A 14,708-nucleotide genomic window follows, 5' to 3' on the forward strand; every position below is an offset into this window, starting at 1 on the left:
GCGTTCGTTCCGTTTGCGGACCTGATCCGTGCTCAGACGGCCGGCGCCGGGTAGGTCGGGTACTCCACCCCGGAGACGTGCTGGACGACCCTGACGACCTGGCAGGAGTAGCCGAACTCGTTGTCGTACCAGAGGTAGAGGATCGCGTTGTCGCCCTCGACCTTCAGCGCGCCGGCGTCGACGATCGAGGCGTGCCGCGAGCCGATGAAGTCGCTGGAGACCGCGTCGGGCGCGCTGATGAAGTCGATCTGGCGCTTGAGCGGCGAGGTCAGCGACACGCTGCGCAGGTAGTCCAGGACCTCCTGCCGGCCGGCCGCGCGGCCCAGCTGGAGGTTGAGGATGGCGATCGACACGTCCGGGACGGGGACGCGGATCGAGCTGCCGGTGATGGTCGCGTCGAGGTCGGGCAGCGCCTTGGCGACGGCCGAGGCGGCGCCCGTCTCGGTGATCACCATGTTCAGCGGCGCCGAACGGCCGCGGCGCTCCGACTTGTGGTAATTGTCCAGCAGGTTCTGGTCGTTGGTGAAGGAGTGCACCGTCTCCACGTGCCCGCGCAGCACGCCGTACTCGTCCGCCATCGCCTTCAGCGGCGGGACGATCGCGTTGGTGGTGCAGGACGCGCAGGACAGGATCCGCTCGTCCGGCTTGAGGGTGTCGTGGTTGACGCCGTGCACGATGTTGGGCACGTCGCCCTTGCCGGGCGCGGTCAGCACCACCTTGTCGACGCCGGGGCGCAGATGCTGCGAAAGCCCTTCGCGGTCACGCCACTTGCCGGTGTTGTCGATCAGGATGGCGTTGGTGATGCCGTACGCGGTGTAGTCGATCTCCGTCGGGTCGCCGGCGTAGATCACCTTGATGGTGTTGCCGTTGGCGACGATCGTGCTGTTCGCCTCGTCGACGGTGATGGTGCCCTGGAACTGACCGTGCACGGAGTCGCGGCGCAGCAGCGAGGCCCGCTTGACGATGTCCTGCTCGCCGCCCCGGCGGACCACGATGGCGCGCAGCCGCAGGCCGTTGCCGGACCCGGACTTCTCGATGAGCAGACGGGCGAGGAGCCGGCCGATGCGGCCGAAGCCGTAGAGCACGACGTCGCGCGGCTCACGCCGGTCGATCCTGTCGGCGCCGGTCGCGCCGGCGACGGCCTCGGCGGTGAACTCGGCGACCGACTGTCCCCGGTCGTCGGCGCGGTAGGCCTCGGCGAGCAGGCCGATGTCGATCTGGGACGGGCCGAGGTCGAGGGTGGTGAGCGCCTGCAGGAAGGGCAGCGTCTCGGTGACCGAGAGCTCCTCGCCGGCGATCTGCCGGGCGAAGCGGTGGGTCTTGAGGATGCTGACCACCGACTTGTTGACCAAGGAGCGGCTGTGCAGCAGGACGGTGACGTCCCGCTCGCGGTGCAGCTTCCCGATGACCGGGATCATCGACTCCGCGATCTCCTCGCGGTGCTTCCAATTGGTGAACGAGTCTTCATTGACAGTCACAGGATCATCTTTCGAGCTAGAGGGTGCTCATATGATAGCTGTGCTGATCGGCCGGCCCCGAGGGGGTGTCCGAAGGGGTGCGCGAAGCGGCCGCGGGCGCGGGAGACGCCGGGAATCGCAGGGTTGCGCGAGGGGCGAACGGGTACGCGTGCAGCACTGTGCCCGGGCCGGAGGCTGTCCCGGGCGGGCCGTACGACCGCCGCTACCAGGGAATCTGTCATGGAAACACCCGCGCACGAGAACAACGCCCCCACGCCCGCGCAGCGGGCCCTGGACACCCTGTCGGAGGACACCGGGGACACGGTCGCGCTGGACGCCCTCGCGAACAGCGACGTACTGATCCCGGTGCCGGACGACGCGGGCGACGAGGAGGCCGCCGATCCGGGCGCGGTGGCCCTGCCCGTGCTGGAGCAGCCGGGCGGCGCCCAGGTGGTGCCCGTCTTCACGTCCGAACTGGAGATGGCCGGGCTGCTGCCGTTCGTCTCCCGCTACCGCCTGGTCCCGCTCGGCGCGCTCGCCGCCCAGTGGCCGGCCGAGGACCTGTCACTCACCATCGACGGCAGCTCCGAGCACCGTCTGACGCTCACCTCGGAGGGGGTGCGCACGCTGCTGGCCCGCCCGTAGGGGCCGCCGCACCTGGCCCGCGCGCTACGCGTCCAGCGTGCGGGCCAGTACCGCGCGCTGCAGCGGAAGCACCTCGGAGTGCAGCTCGCGGCCCTTGCGGGTGAGCTGCACATAGACACCGCGCCGGTCCTCGAGGCACATGCTGCGCTCGACGAGCCCGTCCTTCTCCAGGCGGGCGATGAGGCGGGAGAGCGCGCTCTGGCTCAGATGGACCCGGCCCACCAGGTTCTGCACCCGGCACTGCTCGCCGTCCCGCGGCGCGGCGGTCGCGAGCAGGTCGAGCACCTCGAAGTCGGAGGCGACGAGGCCGTACGGGTGCAGCGCGCGGTCGATCTCACCCAGCGTCCGCGCGTGCACCGCGAGGATCTCGCGCCACCGTTCCTCGAGCCGCGCCCCGCCCGTCTTCGCTCCCATACCCGAACCGTAACATTTGTTCGACATTCAATGAACGCGCATCGACGCTCGTCCCCGCGGGTCAGGCGGGCGCGTCCTGGAACAGTCCGACGGGGTTGCCGTCCCGGTCCCGCACGGAGGCGATCAGAGTGCCGCCGCCCACGTCCTGCACGTCCCCCAGCGGCTCCGCCCCGGCCTCCAGCAGCTCGGCCAGCGACCGCCTGATGTCGGCCACGACCCAGTAGGGGACCGGCCCGGTCATGCCCTTGGCGTGGCCCTGGGGGTCCAGCCCGATCTCGTGGGTGCCGGTCCGGAACCCGGCGTAGTACGGCTCGTCCGCGTAGGGCTCCACCCCGAGCAGGGCCCGGAACAGCGCCTTCGCCGGGGCGAGGTCCTTCACGGGGTAGACGATCGTCTTCAGGCCGTCGCTCATGACGTACTCCTCCGGAAGCGGGACCGGCGCCCGGATGCGCGCCGGTGCCTCCACGCTAGGCAGGGGGAGCGCCGTACGGCTTCTCCGATCCTGACCGGCTGAGCCGCCCGGGGGAGGGGACCCGCCCTCCCGCTCCCGGGCCCCTACGTCGAGTCCCGCTTCACCAGCTCCGTCGGCAGGATCACCGCCGCCGCGTCCTCGCCGCCGATCTGGGCCAGCAGCACCCGCACCATCTCCGTGCTGATGCGGTCCCACGGCTGGCGGATCGTGGTGAGCTCCGGGCTCGCGGCGACGGCCGCGGGGGAGTCGTCGAAGCCGCCGACCGCGACGTCCTCCGGCACCCGGCGTCCGGCCCGGTGCAGCGCGGTGAGCACGCCCTGGGCCATCAGGTCGGACGCCACGAACACCGCGTCCACGTCCGGCGCCCGCGCCAGCAGACGCTCGGCGGCCGCCTCACCGCTGGCCCGGCTGTAGTCCCCGGAGACGATCAGCCGCTCGTCCGCCCCGACGCCCGCCCCGGCGAGCACCTCCCGGTAGCCGGCGAGACGCTCCACACCGCCCGGGGTGTCCAGCGGACCGGTCACCACCCCGATCCGCCGCCGGCCCAGCGCCAGCAGGTGCCGCACCATGTCACGGGCGCCGTCCCGGTCGTCCGCGGCCACGTAACTCACCTTCGAGCCCAGCCCGATCGGCTTGCCGCAGGCGACCAGCGGCACCCCCGCCGCCCGCAGCTCCTCCGCCACCGGGTCGCCGGAGTGGCTGGACACCAGCAGCACCCCGTCGACGTGCCCCGCGGTGATGTACCGCGTGATGCGCCGCCGTTCGTCGTCCGTGCCGGCCAGCATCAGCAGCAGCGGGATGTCGTGCGCCGCCAGCGCCTGGGTGCAACCGCGCAGCAGCACATTGAAGTTGGGGTCCTCGAAGAACCGCTCCTGCGGCTCGGTGAGCAGGAAACCCACCGAGTCCGACCTGCCGGTGATCAGCGAGCGGGCGTGCCGGTTGACGACGTACCCCGTCTTGCGGATCGCGGCGTTGACCGCCTCCGCGGCGGTGGGGCTGACGTAGTGACCGCCGTTGAGCACCCGCGAGACGGTGCCGCGCGAGACCCCGGCCTCGCGCGCCACGTCGTGGATCGTCGGCGGCTTGCGCCTGCCCCCCGTGTTGCCCATGGTCATGACTTTACGGCCCCGGAGAGCAGATCCAGACTCCAGAACCGCTGGACGACCAGGAACAGCGCCACCAGCGGGAACACCGCGAGGAACGCCCCCGTGATCACCAGTGTGTACAGCGCCGGGGTGTTGGCGCCCTGTTCGAGCAGGGTGTGCAGACCGAGGGTGATCGGGAACTTCTCGTCGTCGCTCAGCATGATGTACGGCAGCAGGAAGTTGTTCCAGATCGCCACGAACTGGAACAGGAACACCGTCACCAGTCCGGGCACCATCATCGGCAGCGCGACCCGGGAGAAGATCCGCCACTCGCCGGCTCCGTCCATCCGCCCGGCCTCCACCACATCGGCCGGCACCGCCGCGGCGGCGTAGATCCGCGCGAGGTAGACGCCGTACGGGGAGAGGATCTGCGGCAGCAGCACGGACAGGTAGGAGTCCGTGAGATCCGCCTGCGCCAGCAGCAGGTACTGGGGGATGGCGAGGATCACCGGCGGCATCAGCACGCCCGCGAGGAGCACGTTGAACAGCGTCTCGCGCCCCCGGAACCGGTAGACCGCCAGCGCGTAGCCGCTGAACGCCGACACGCACGTCGACAGCAGCGCGCCCAGCACGGCGTACAGGGCGGAGTTGCCCATCCACCGCCAGTAGACGCCGTCGCGGTAGGCGTTCAGATCGGAGAGGTTGTCGGCGAAACCGGTGCCCGGCCAGAAGGTGAAGGTGGAGAACAGTTCGGCGCCGGACTTGGTGGACGCGATGACCACCCAGGCGACGGGCAGCAGGCAGTAGAGCGCGCCGAGCAGCAGCGTCACGGTCGGGACCATGGCGATCCGGCGGCGGCGCCCCGGGCCGAGGGCGGTTTCGCGCGCGGTGCCGGCCGGGGGCTCGGCCTTGCGCAGAGCCGGCGAACTCATCGGGCGGCCTCCTGCTTGTTGCGTCGGTTCGCGGCCCGCAGGAAGCCGAAGGACAGCACCAGGGTGGCGAGCGCGATGAGGGTCGCCTGGGCGGCGGCCGCGTGGATGTCGCCCTTGCCGAAGGCGTCCTGGTACACCTTCATCAGCGGACTCCAGGTGGTGGCCACGGAGTTGGTGAGCGGCTTGAGGGTGGTCGGTTCGCTGAACACCTGCAGCGTCGCGATGATCGAGAAGAAGAAGGTCAGCACCAGTGAGGGCGCCACCATCGGGATCTTGATCCGCAGCGCGGTCTGCAGCGGTGTGGCGCCGTCCAGCTTCGCCGCCTCGTACACCTCGGCGGGGATCGCCCGCAGCGCCGTGTAGATGACGATCATGTTGAAGCCGGTGCCGCCCCAGACCGCGATGTTCGACAGCGCCAGATACAGCGGTCCGCCGTCCAGCAGATCCGGCTGCGGCAGGCCCAGCCGGTCGAGGACGAAGTAGAAGGGGCTCACGTCCGGCAGGTACAGGAAGCCCCACAGCAGGGCCGCCACCACACCCGGGACCGCGTACGGCAGGAAGATCGCGAGCCGGGTGAAGGGGGCGAGCCGCACCTTCTCGGAGTCGAGCATCAGCGCGAACAGCAGCGCCAGACCCAGCATCACCGGCACCACGATGCAGCCGTAGCCGAGCACGCGCAGCGCGCCGTTCAGCAGCTCGCTGTCGGACAGCGCGCCGGTGTAGTTCTCCAGCCCGGCCCAGACCTCCTCACGGGCGCCGGCCCCCAGCCCGAGGCCGGAGACCCGCACCTTGCGGAAGCTGAGCCAGACGGCGTAGCCGATGGGCAGCGCGAAGAACAGGAGGAACAGGAGGGTGGCGGGGATCAGGAACGTGTACGGGGCCCCCTTGACCCCGTGCGACGTCCGGCGGGCCGGCAACTTCACTCCGCGACCCCGAAGCCCTGCTTCTTCAGGTCGGCGACCGTGTCCTGCTGCATGGTGTCCAGGGCGGCGGTGAAGTCCGACTTGTTCTTCGCGGCGGCGCCGAAGGCGTCCTTGAACGTCGTGTAGGCGACGTTCACGTTCGGGCCCCAGGCGGACGGCGCGGTGGTCTCCGCGATCGCGGCGGCCTTGGTGTAGAAGTCGGGCTGGTTGGAGAAGTACTCCGGCGGCGTGGTGAAGGCGCCGCTGAGCTGGGCCGAGGTGGAGGCCGGGTAGATGCCGCTCTCCTTGGCCAGCGCGTTCAGCGCCTCGCCGTCGGTGTTCAGCCAGGCGGCGAACTTCGCGGCGGCGGCCTTGTTCCCGGAGTCGGTGGTCACGGCCGTGGAGGAGCCGCCCCAGCTGCCGGTGCTGCTCCCGCCCTCGTCCCACTGGGGGAGCGGGGCCATCGCCCACTTGCCCTTGGTGTCGGGCGCGGCCGTGGTCAGCGTGCCCGGCGCCCACACGGCGCTCACCCAGGCGATCTGCTTGCCGGTGTTGAGCGCCTTGTTCCACGCCGGGGTGTACATCGGCTGGTTGTCCACGGCGCCCTCCGCGACCAGGCCGCCCCAGAAGTCGGCGACCTTCTTGGTCGCCGCGTCGTTGATGCCGACCTTCCACTTGTCGCCGGAGGTGGTCCACCAGCGGGCGCCGGCCTGCTGGGCGAGGCCCGCGAACAGGCCGGAGTCGTTGGCGGAGAAGGTGGTGAGGTCCTTGTCGGGAGCCTTCTTCTTCAGCTTGCGCGCGGTCTCGGCGAACTCGTCCCAGGTGGCCGGGACGGACAGGCCGTACTCCTCGAACAGGTCCTCGCGGTAGTAGAACATCATCGGCCCGATGTCCTGCGGGACCGCGTAGACGGCGTCCGTGCCCAGGGTGGTCTGCTGCCAGACGCCGTCGGCGAACTTGCTCCTGGCGTCGCCCACGTTCCCGCCTATGTCGGCCAGCGCGTCATTGCTGACCAGCGTCGGCAGCGCCTGGTACTCCGCCTGCACCAGGTCGGGCGCCTTGCCGGCCTTGTGCGCGGTGAGGATCTTGGTGACCAGCGTGTCGCCGGACGCCTGCTTCTTCACCGTGACGGTGATCTGCTCCTTCTTGCCCGGACCCTTGTTCCACAGGTCCACGACCTTGTCCATGCCCGGGGTCCAGGTCCAGTACGTCAGTGAGACCGGACCCGACTGGGCCTCGCCGTCGTCGGAGGACGAGCCGCAGGCGGCGAGTGCGGTGGCGCCGAGCGTGACGGCGACGGCGGAACTCACGAGGCGACGGCGCTTCGTGTACGGCATGGAACTCTCCCCTGACCTGGGGTCCCCGCCTGCTGCGAGAACCAGCCATGCTTCTGTGAGCGTTCACAGTAGAGAAACATCCCGGACACTTGTCAATGGTTGTTGCTGTGCGGTTATGTTGAGCTCGCACCGCCAAAAGTGTGTGTGCACGTTCCCAAAAGATCGATACATCGGGAGACAATCCATGCCGGAGACCACCCCCAGGGGCCTCACCGGGCTCGCCTTCGGTGGGGACTACAACCCCGAGCAGTGGCCGGAGTCCGTCTGGGACGAGGACGTACGGCTGATGCGGGAGGCCGGCGTCACCATGGTGAGCGCCGGGATCTTCTCCTGGGCCCTGCTCCAGCCCGCGCCCGGCGTGTACGACTTCGGCTGGCTCAACCGCAACCTGGACCTGCTGCACGACGCCGGCATCCGCGTCGACCTCGGCACCCCGACCGTGGTGCCGCCCGCCTGGTTCTACCGCGCCCACCCCGACGCGCTCCCCGTCACCGAGGACGGCGTACGGCTGGAGTTCGGCTCCCGCGGCGCCATCTGCCACAGCAACGCCGACTACCGCGCGGCCGCCGCGAACATCACCACCAAGCTCGCCGAGCGCTACGGCGACCACCCCGCGCTCGCGATGTGGCACGTCCACAACGAGTACGGCGTCCCCGTCTCCGCCTGCTACTGCGAGTCCTGCGCCGCCCACTTCCGCCGCTGGCTGGAGCGGGAGTACGGCACGGTGGACGGCGTCAACGAGGCCTGGGGCACCGCCTTCTGGGGCCAGCACTACGCCGCTTTCGACGAGATCAACCCGCCGCGCCGCACCCCGACGGTCGGCAACCCGGCCCAGGCGCTGGACTACCGGCGGTTCGCCGACGCCACCATGCGCGAGAACTTCACCGCCGAGCGGGACATCCTGCACCGTCTCTCCCCGGGCGTCCCGGTGACCACCAACTTCATGACCGCCCTCAGCCAGTGCGACTCCGTCGACTACTGGGCCTGGGGCCGCGAGGCCGACCTGGTCACCAACGACCACTACCTGATCACCGACGGCCGCCGCACCCACGTCAACCTCGCGATGGCCGCCGACCTCACCCGCTCCGTCGCCGGCGGCGCCCCCTGGCTGCTGCTGGAGCACTCCACCTCGGGCGTCAACTGGCAGCCCCGCAACCCCGCCAAGGCGCCCGGCCAGATGGCCCGCAACTCTCTGGCGCACGTGGCCCGCGGCTCCGACGGCGCCATGTTCTTCCAGTGGCGCCAGTCCCGGCGCGGCGCCGAGAAGTTCCACTCCGCGATGCTCCCGCACGGCGGCACCGAGACCCGTGTCTTCCGCGAGGTGACCGAACTCGGCGCGGCGATCGACTCGTTGGCGCCGGTCCGCGGCACCCGCACCGAGGCCGACGCCGCCGTGCTGTGGGACTGGCACTCCTGGTGGGCGCAGAACCTCGACTGGCGCCCCAGCGAGGACCACGACGCCCGCGAACGCGCCGACGCCTACTACGAGGCCCTCTACGACCACCACCTCACCGTCGACTTCGCCCACCCCGAGGCCGACTTGTCGAGGTATCCCCTTGTCGTCGTACCGGCCCTGTACCTGATGACGGAGGCGGCCGGGAGCAACCTCAGGGAGTACGTCGAGAACGGCGGGACCCTCGTGGTGTCGTACTTCTCCGGCATCGTCGACGAGCACGACGCCGTGCACGAGGGCCCCTACCCGGGCGCCCTGCGCGACGTCCTCGGCCTGACCGTCGAGGAGTTCTCGCCCCTGCTCCGGGGCGAGCGGGTCCGGCTTGACGGCCCCGACGGCGCCGGACTCGACGCCGACGTGTGGACCGAGTTCGTGGTGCCGCGCGGCGCCGAGACCGTGTGGACGTACGCCGACGGCCTCACCGCCGGCCGTCCCGCCGTCACCCGGCACCGGCTCGGCGAGGGCACCGCCTGGTACGTCTCCACCCGGCTGGGCGCCGAGGGCCTCGCCACCCTCCTCGGCCGCGCCGCCGAGGACGCCCGGATCGCCCCGCGCGGCGATCTGCCCCGCGACGTCGAAGTGGTGCGCCGCACGGGCGAGTCGGGCACCTTCCTGTTCGCGATCAACCACACCGCCACCGATGCCAAGGTGCCGCTGGAGACGCCCGGCACCGAACTGCTGACCGGTGAACGCGCCGCGGGACGCCTCGCGGTCCCGGCCGGAGCCGTCCGGGTCGTCCGACTCGACGGCTGAGCCGCGACTCCCCTCCGCCCGCGTGAGCACACCGGCCGCGGGCGGAGGGGGCCCTCCACCCCCTCCCGGGTGCGGGGCACCCCACCCCACGTCGAAGGGACGACGAACGCCCATGTTCCATCCCAGACGCACACTCCGGGCCCTGCTGCCGCCGCTCGTGGCCGGGCTCGCACTCACCGCCCTGCCGGCCCCCACCGCCACCGCCGCGAGCACCCTCACCAACGGCGGCTTCGAGACCGGCGGTTCGGGCGCGGCCGTCCCGGCAGGCTGGTCCGAGTACGGCGACACCGCCGCCTCGTACACGGAGCCCGGTGGCCGCGACGGCGGTCACCGCCTGTCCCACTGGTCGTCCTCGGCCTACAAGGTGGAGACCTACCAGTACCTGTCGGGCCTGACCGACGGCGACTACCGGCTCACCGCCTGGGTCCGCTCCGGCGGCGGCCAGAACGCGGCCCACCTCGCCCTGAAGAACTGCGGCGGCGCCGAACAGCGCACCGACCTGCCGGTCTCCGACTCCGGATGGCTGCGGATCGTCGTGCCGGTCCGGGTCACCGGCGGCCGGTGCACGGTCAGCGTCACCAGCGACGCCAAGGCCGGCAACTGGCTCAACGTCGACGACCTCACCTTCACCCCGGGCACCTCGGGCCTGTCCGTCAAGGGCGCGGACATCTCCTCCCTGCCCAAGAGCGAGGCCAGGGGCGGGGTCTACCGCACCGCCTCCGGCACCGCGGGCGACCCGGTCGCGATCCTGAAGTCCGCCGGCATGAACTACGCCCGCCTCAAGGTCTGGGTCGACCCGGCCGACGGCTTCAACGACAAGGCGCGTGTGCTGGCCCTGGCCAAGCGGATCAAGGCGCAGGGCATGAAGCTGCTCGTGGACTTCCACTACTCCGACGCCTGGGCCGACCCGGGCAAGCAGAACAAGCCCGCCGCCTGGGCCGGACACGGCTACGGGCAGCTCAAGAAGGACGTCTACGACCACACCTACGACGTGCTCAGCGCCCTCAAGTCGCAGGGCACGACGGCCGACATGGTGCAGGTGGGCAACGAGATCAACGGCGGCATGCTCTGGAACGAGGGCTCCTCGGCCAACTGGCCCCAGCTCGCCGGACTGCTCAACTCCGGCTACGACGCCGTCAAGGCGGTCAGCCCCTCCACGGTCGCCGCGCTGCACCTCGCGGAGGGCGGTGACCTCGACGGCACCCGCTGGTGGTTCGACAACGCGGTCTCCCACGGGGTGAGGTTCGACGCCATCGGGCTGTCGTACTACGGCTACTGGCACGGCACGCTGCACGACTTCCAGACCACGCTGGACGACGCGGCCACCCGTTACGGCAAGCCCGTCTTCGTCGCCGAGACCGCCTACCCGTTCCGCCTGGACAGCGAGGACGGCCTCGAGAACATCATCGACCTCGACAGCGAACTCGTCCCCGGCTACCCGGCGTCCACCGCCGGTCAGACCCGCTGGATGAACGACGTGGCGAGCATCGTGGAGGCCGTCCCGAACGGGCGCGGCCTCGGCGTCTTCTACTGGGAGGCCACCTGGACCGCCCGCACCGGCAACGGCTGGGACCCGGCCGACCCGTCCTCCGGCAACGGCTGGGAGAACCAGGCGCTGTTCGGCTACGACGACCGCGCCCTGCCCGCGACGGCCTGGTTCCGCCACCGGTGATCCCGCAGGTCCCGCCGCCCCGCGGCGGCGGGGCCGAACGGCCCTGTAGCGGAGGGGCGTTGGGTCCCGGACAAGGTGCCGTCAGTCCGGGACACGGCGCCCCTGCCCACGGCAGAGTGGAAGGGCTCCGGGCGTGCGGCCCGGCGCGGAGGTGTACGAGATGCTGAGGATCCCCCTCGACAGGACACGGCTGCGCATCCTGGCATGGCTGGAGGAACCGGACGTCGCCGGCCGCGGCCTCACCGCGGACGACGTCGCCGCACGGCTCGGCGTCCCCCGCCCGGCCGCCGTCACCCATCTGCGGCTGCTCACGGCCCTCGGCCTGCTGCGCGCCGTCCCCCGCGACGGCTGTCCGCACTACCGGCGCGACGAGCTCCGGATCTCCGATGTCGCGCAGATGTTCGAGAAGGGCTGGTAGCGCGCGGGCCACGACATGACCCGCCGCGCCCCGGGACGTTACGCTGATCCCGAACGAGTGGGAGACGTACGACGGTGACAGCCCCGGAAACCGGAGGCCTCAGGGCCCGCCCCGCCTTCCGCGCCCAGGCACCCGTCGTCGCGGTGGTCGCGCTCGGCGGGGCAGCGGGGGCGACGGCCCGGTACGCGGCCACCCTCTGGTGGCCGACCCCGCCGCACGGATTCCCCTGGACGATCCTCTGGGTCAATGCCGTCGGCTGCGCCGTCATCGGGGTGTTCATGGTGGTCGTCACGGAGGTCCGCGCGGCCCACCCGCTGGTCCGCCCGTTCTTCGGCACCGGAGTGCTCGGCGGGTTCACCACCTTCTCGACCTACGCCGTCGACACACGGAACCTGCTCGACGGCGGCCACCTGGCCTCCGGCCTCGTCCATCTCGCGGTGACTCCCTGCGCGGCGCTCCTCGCCGTTTGGACGGCCGCCGCGGCGACCCGCCGAGTACTGATCGGGAGGCAGCCATGACGCGGCTGACCGGCACCGTCCTCCGTCTGACCGTGTACGTCGGCGAGAACGACACCTGGCAGCACCGGCCCCTCTACTCGGAGATCGTCCACCGGGCCCGTGCCGCCGGGCTCGCGGGCGCCAGTGTCTTCCGCGGCGTCGAGGGCTTCGGCGCCTCCTCCGTCGTCCACACCTCCCGGCTGCTGTCCCTGAGCGAGGACCTCCCGGTGGCGGTCGTCGTGGTCGACACCGAGGAACGGGTACGGGCCTTCCTGCCGGAACTCGACGAACTCGTCGACGAAGGTCTGGTGCTGCTCGACCGCTGCGAGGTCGTCCGGCACGCGCACCGTGAGGGGCCGCGGTGAACTGGCTGTACGTGGTGCTGGGCGCCATGGTCGGAGCACCGCTGCGCTACCTCACCGACCGCGCCGTCCAGTCCCGGCACGACTCGGTGTTCCCCTGGGGCACCTTCACGGTCAACGTCACCGGCAGCCTGGTCCTCGGCCTGCTCACCGGCGCGGCGGCGGCGGGCGCGGCGGGGTCCCCCCTCCAACTGCTGATCGGCACGGGCCTGTGCGGCGCCCTGACCACCTACTCCACCTTCTCCTACGAGACCCTCCGCCTGGCCGGGACCGGCGCCCGCGCCTACGCCGCCCTGAACGTGGCGGCGAGCGTGGCGGCCGGCCTGGGCGCGGCCTTCGCCGGCGCGGCCCTGGCCGGCGCGGTGTGGGGTTAGGGCCCGCCCCGCAGCGGCTCGCCGACCTCCCTGAGGTGGCGCAGCGCCGCACGGTGCGAGGCGAGCAGACCGGTCCGGCAGTACGGAACGCCCAGCTCGGCGCAGTACCGCTCGGTGATGAGCTGCGCCCTTCCCAGGGCCGGCGTCGGCATGCTGGGGAACAGATGGTGCTCGATCTGGTAGTTCAGCCCGCCCATGAACGCGTCGACGAACACCCCGCCGTCGACGTTGCGGGAGGTGAGGACCTGGCGGCGCAGGAAGTCCAGCTCGGTGCCCTCCTCGACCATCGGCATCCCCTTGTGGTTGGGGGCGAAGACCGAGCCGAGGTAGATGCCGAACAGCCCCTGGTGCACCGCGAGGAACGCGAGCGCCCGGCCGGGGGAGAGGACCAGGAACAGGCCGCCGAAATAAACGGCGAAGTGGGCGACGAGAAGCGTTCCCTCCAGCACCGGCCGCTTCACCGAAGGGCCCAGCAGGGCCTTGAAACTGCTGAAACTGAGATTCAGCCCCTCCAGGGTGAGCAGCGGAAAGAAAAGGGCCGCCTGGTGCTTTCCGATGAAACGCGCGGGGCCTTTCGCCTGTTTCGCCTGCCGCCGTGACCACACCAGGATGTCGGGAGCGACATCCGGGTCCTTCTTCTCGTGATTGGGGTTCGCATGGTGCCGGGTGTGCTTGTTCATCCACCAGCCGTAGCTCATGCCCAGCAGCACGTTGGCCACCACCAGTCCACCCGTCTCATTGGCGCGCCGCCGGGAGAACACCTGGCGGTGGGCCAGATCGTGCGCGGCCAGTCCGAGCTGGCCGAACACCAGGGCCATGACCGCGGCGACGATCAGCTGGCTCCAGCTGTCGCCCAGGGTGAGGAAGGCGGCGACACCGCCCGCGAGCGCGAGGCCCACCGCCCCGAAGCGCACCGTGTAGTACAGCGGGCGGCGCCGCAGCAGACCCGCCTCGGCCATACGCCGTGACAATTCGGCGAAATCGCTTCCCCTTTCCCGCTCGCGTGGGGGAGGGACATCACTGAGTACCGTTGGATTGGCCATGCGCTCGAGTATGTGAACGATCGCGCGGCGGTGGAATGCTGGTGGCCCCGGCGGGAAGTGCTGCCGGCCCCCGGAGGGGGGTGTGGCTGACCCCACCCCGTCCCGCGCTTGACAGTGCCCGAGCCGCCGCCGCACCATCGGCCTCGTGAACCTGTCAGACAGCCAGACAGGTGGCGCGGGACCGCGGCGCGTCAGCGCGACGGAAGCGGTGCTCTCCCACCTCCGCGGCGCCATAGAGCGCGGCGCGTACGCGATCGGCGACAAGCTCCCCTCCGAGGCCGAGCTCTGCCGCACCCTCGAGGTCTCCCGGCCCGTGCTGCGCGAGGCGCTGCGGGCCCTGCAGACCATGGGGCTGACCGTGTCCAGGACCGGCAGGGGCACCTTCGTCGTCGCCGACGCCGTCGAGGAGCCCACCTTCGGCGACTACGCGGCAGGCGATCTGATGGAGGTGCGCCGGCACATCGAGATCCCGGTCGCCGGGTACGCCGCCCGCCGCCGCACCCCGGAGAACCTGGACCGCCTGAACCGTCTGCTGGACCGGATGGAACGGGAGACCGACACCGCCGCCTGGGCCGCCATGGACACCCTGTTCCACCTCGCCGTGGCCGAGGCCGCCCAGAACCCCGTCTTCCGCCGCGTCATCGAGGAGATCCGGGACGCCCTCGCGCGCCAGTCCGCCTTCCTCAACGAACTCGGCGGCCGCCGCGAGCAGTCCGACCGCGAGCACCGGGCGATCGTCCAGGCGCTGACCGACGGCTCCGAGCACGACGCGACCGAGGCCATGACCCACCATCTCGACCGCGTCGGGACGACCCTCACCGACATCGTGCGCCGCGGGCGCACGAACCCCACCGGAGCCGGCACGTGACCCCCGCCACACCGGCCCACGACC

16 protein-coding genes are annotated in these 14,708 nt (G+C 71.2%); 8 read left to right on the forward strand and 8 right to left on the reverse strand.

The window, feature by feature from the left end:
• Positions 1 to 32: 32 nt before the first annotated feature.
• On the reverse strand, positions 33 to 1,478 hold the full coding sequence (locus CNQ36_RS31355) for a glyceraldehyde-3-phosphate dehydrogenase (RefSeq protein ID WP_121548937.1): 1,446 nt from the start codon (positions 1,476 to 1,478) through the stop codon (positions 33 to 35).
• A gap of 219 nt (positions 1,479 to 1,697) precedes the next feature.
• On the opposite strand from CNQ36_RS31355, the gene CNQ36_RS31360 reads away from it, so the two are divergent.
• Positions 1,698 to 2,102 carry an SseB family protein gene (locus tag CNQ36_RS31360; protein ID WP_004922242.1) on the forward strand — a complete coding sequence of 135 codons (405 nt, stop codon included), beginning with the start codon at positions 1,698 to 1,700 and terminating at the stop codon, positions 2,100 to 2,102.
• Between the two features lie 24 nt (positions 2,103 to 2,126).
• On the opposite strand, the gene CNQ36_RS31365 is transcribed toward CNQ36_RS31360, so the two are convergent.
• From CNQ36_RS31365 to CNQ36_RS31390, 6 genes are all read right to left on the reverse strand, one after another.
• Positions 2,127 to 2,516, reverse strand: a complete 390-nt coding sequence (locus CNQ36_RS31365; RefSeq protein ID WP_121548939.1) for a MarR family winged helix-turn-helix transcriptional regulator — start codon at positions 2,514 to 2,516, stop codon at positions 2,127 to 2,129.
• A gap of 61 nt (positions 2,517 to 2,577) precedes the next feature.
• On the reverse strand, positions 2,578 to 2,928 hold the full coding sequence (locus tag CNQ36_RS31370; protein ID WP_004922238.1) for a VOC family protein: 351 nt from the start codon (positions 2,926 to 2,928) through the stop codon (positions 2,578 to 2,580).
• A gap of 143 nt (positions 2,929 to 3,071) precedes the next feature.
• On the reverse strand, positions 3,072 to 4,103 hold the full coding sequence (locus CNQ36_RS31375; protein ID WP_121548941.1) for a LacI family DNA-binding transcriptional regulator: 1,032 nt from the start codon (positions 4,101 to 4,103) through the stop codon (positions 3,072 to 3,074).
• Positions 4,100 to 5,005: a carbohydrate ABC transporter permease gene (locus tag CNQ36_RS31380; protein ID WP_121548943.1), complete on the reverse strand. Its 906-nt coding sequence runs from the start codon at positions 5,003 to 5,005 to the stop codon at positions 4,100 to 4,102. The genes CNQ36_RS31375 and CNQ36_RS31380 overlap by 4 nt, the downstream gene beginning before the upstream one ends.
• Positions 5,002 to 5,928, reverse strand: a complete 927-nt coding sequence (locus CNQ36_RS31385; protein ID WP_121548945.1) for a carbohydrate ABC transporter permease — start codon at positions 5,926 to 5,928, stop codon at positions 5,002 to 5,004. The genes CNQ36_RS31380 and CNQ36_RS31385 overlap by 4 nt, the downstream gene beginning before the upstream one ends.
• The gene (locus CNQ36_RS31390; protein ID WP_121548947.1) at positions 5,925 to 7,244 is read right to left on the reverse strand and encodes an ABC transporter substrate-binding protein; all 1,320 of its coding nucleotides are present in this window, start codon (positions 7,242 to 7,244) and stop codon (positions 5,925 to 5,927) included. The genes CNQ36_RS31385 and CNQ36_RS31390 overlap by 4 nt, the downstream gene beginning before the upstream one ends.
• Positions 7,245 to 7,428: 184 nt before the next feature.
• Between CNQ36_RS31390 and CNQ36_RS31395 the strand changes: the two genes are divergently transcribed.
• From CNQ36_RS31395 to crcB (CNQ36_RS31420), 6 genes are all read left to right on the forward strand, one after another.
• Positions 7,429 to 9,450, forward strand: coding sequence for a beta-galactosidase (locus CNQ36_RS31395; protein WP_121548949.1), 2,022 nt, complete (start codon positions 7,429 to 7,431; stop codon positions 9,448 to 9,450).
• 112 nt (positions 9,451 to 9,562) lie between these two features.
• Entirely contained in the window at positions 9,563 to 11,122 is a 1,560-nt protein-coding gene (locus CNQ36_RS31400; protein WP_121548951.1) for a glycoside hydrolase family 53 protein, read from the forward strand.
• A gap of 160 nt (positions 11,123 to 11,282) precedes the next feature.
• Positions 11,283 to 11,540 (forward strand): helix-turn-helix domain-containing protein, encoded by a 258-nt coding sequence (locus CNQ36_RS31405; protein ID WP_176119044.1) that lies wholly within the window; start codon positions 11,283 to 11,285, stop codon positions 11,538 to 11,540.
• A 74-nt stretch (positions 11,541 to 11,614) separates the two neighbouring features.
• A complete protein-coding gene (gene crcB / locus CNQ36_RS31410; RefSeq protein ID WP_004922218.1) occupies positions 11,615 to 12,058 on the forward strand; it encodes a fluoride efflux transporter CrcB in 444 nt (147 codons plus the stop codon).
• A complete protein-coding gene (locus CNQ36_RS31415; RefSeq protein ID WP_004922216.1) occupies positions 12,055 to 12,402 on the forward strand; it encodes a DUF190 domain-containing protein in 348 nt (115 codons plus the stop codon). The genes crcB (CNQ36_RS31410) and CNQ36_RS31415 overlap by 4 nt, the downstream gene beginning before the upstream one ends.
• Positions 12,399 to 12,773, forward strand: a complete 375-nt coding sequence (gene crcB / locus CNQ36_RS31420) for a fluoride efflux transporter CrcB (protein WP_121548953.1) — start codon at positions 12,399 to 12,401, stop codon at positions 12,771 to 12,773. The genes CNQ36_RS31415 and crcB (CNQ36_RS31420) overlap by 4 nt, the downstream gene beginning before the upstream one ends.
• Here crcB (CNQ36_RS31420) and CNQ36_RS31425 read toward each other — a convergent pair.
• Positions 12,770 to 13,816 carry a fatty acid desaturase family protein gene (locus CNQ36_RS31425; RefSeq protein ID WP_121548955.1) on the reverse strand — a complete coding sequence of 349 codons (1,047 nt, stop codon included), beginning with the start codon at positions 13,814 to 13,816 and terminating at the stop codon, positions 12,770 to 12,772. The genes crcB (CNQ36_RS31420) and CNQ36_RS31425 overlap by 4 nt on opposite strands.
• 145 nt (positions 13,817 to 13,961) lie before the next feature.
• Here CNQ36_RS31425 and CNQ36_RS31430 point away from each other — a divergent pair, with 145 nt between their 5' ends.
• Positions 13,962 to 14,684 (forward strand): FadR/GntR family transcriptional regulator, encoded by a 723-nt coding sequence (locus CNQ36_RS31430; RefSeq protein WP_121548956.1) that lies wholly within the window; start codon positions 13,962 to 13,964, stop codon positions 14,682 to 14,684.
• The last annotated feature ends 24 nt before the right edge of the window (positions 14,685 to 14,708 follow it).

Source organism: Streptomyces fungicidicus (assembly GCF_003665435.1).
Taxonomy (GTDB): Bacteria; Actinomycetota; Actinomycetes; order Streptomycetales; family Streptomycetaceae; genus Streptomyces; species Streptomyces fungicidicus.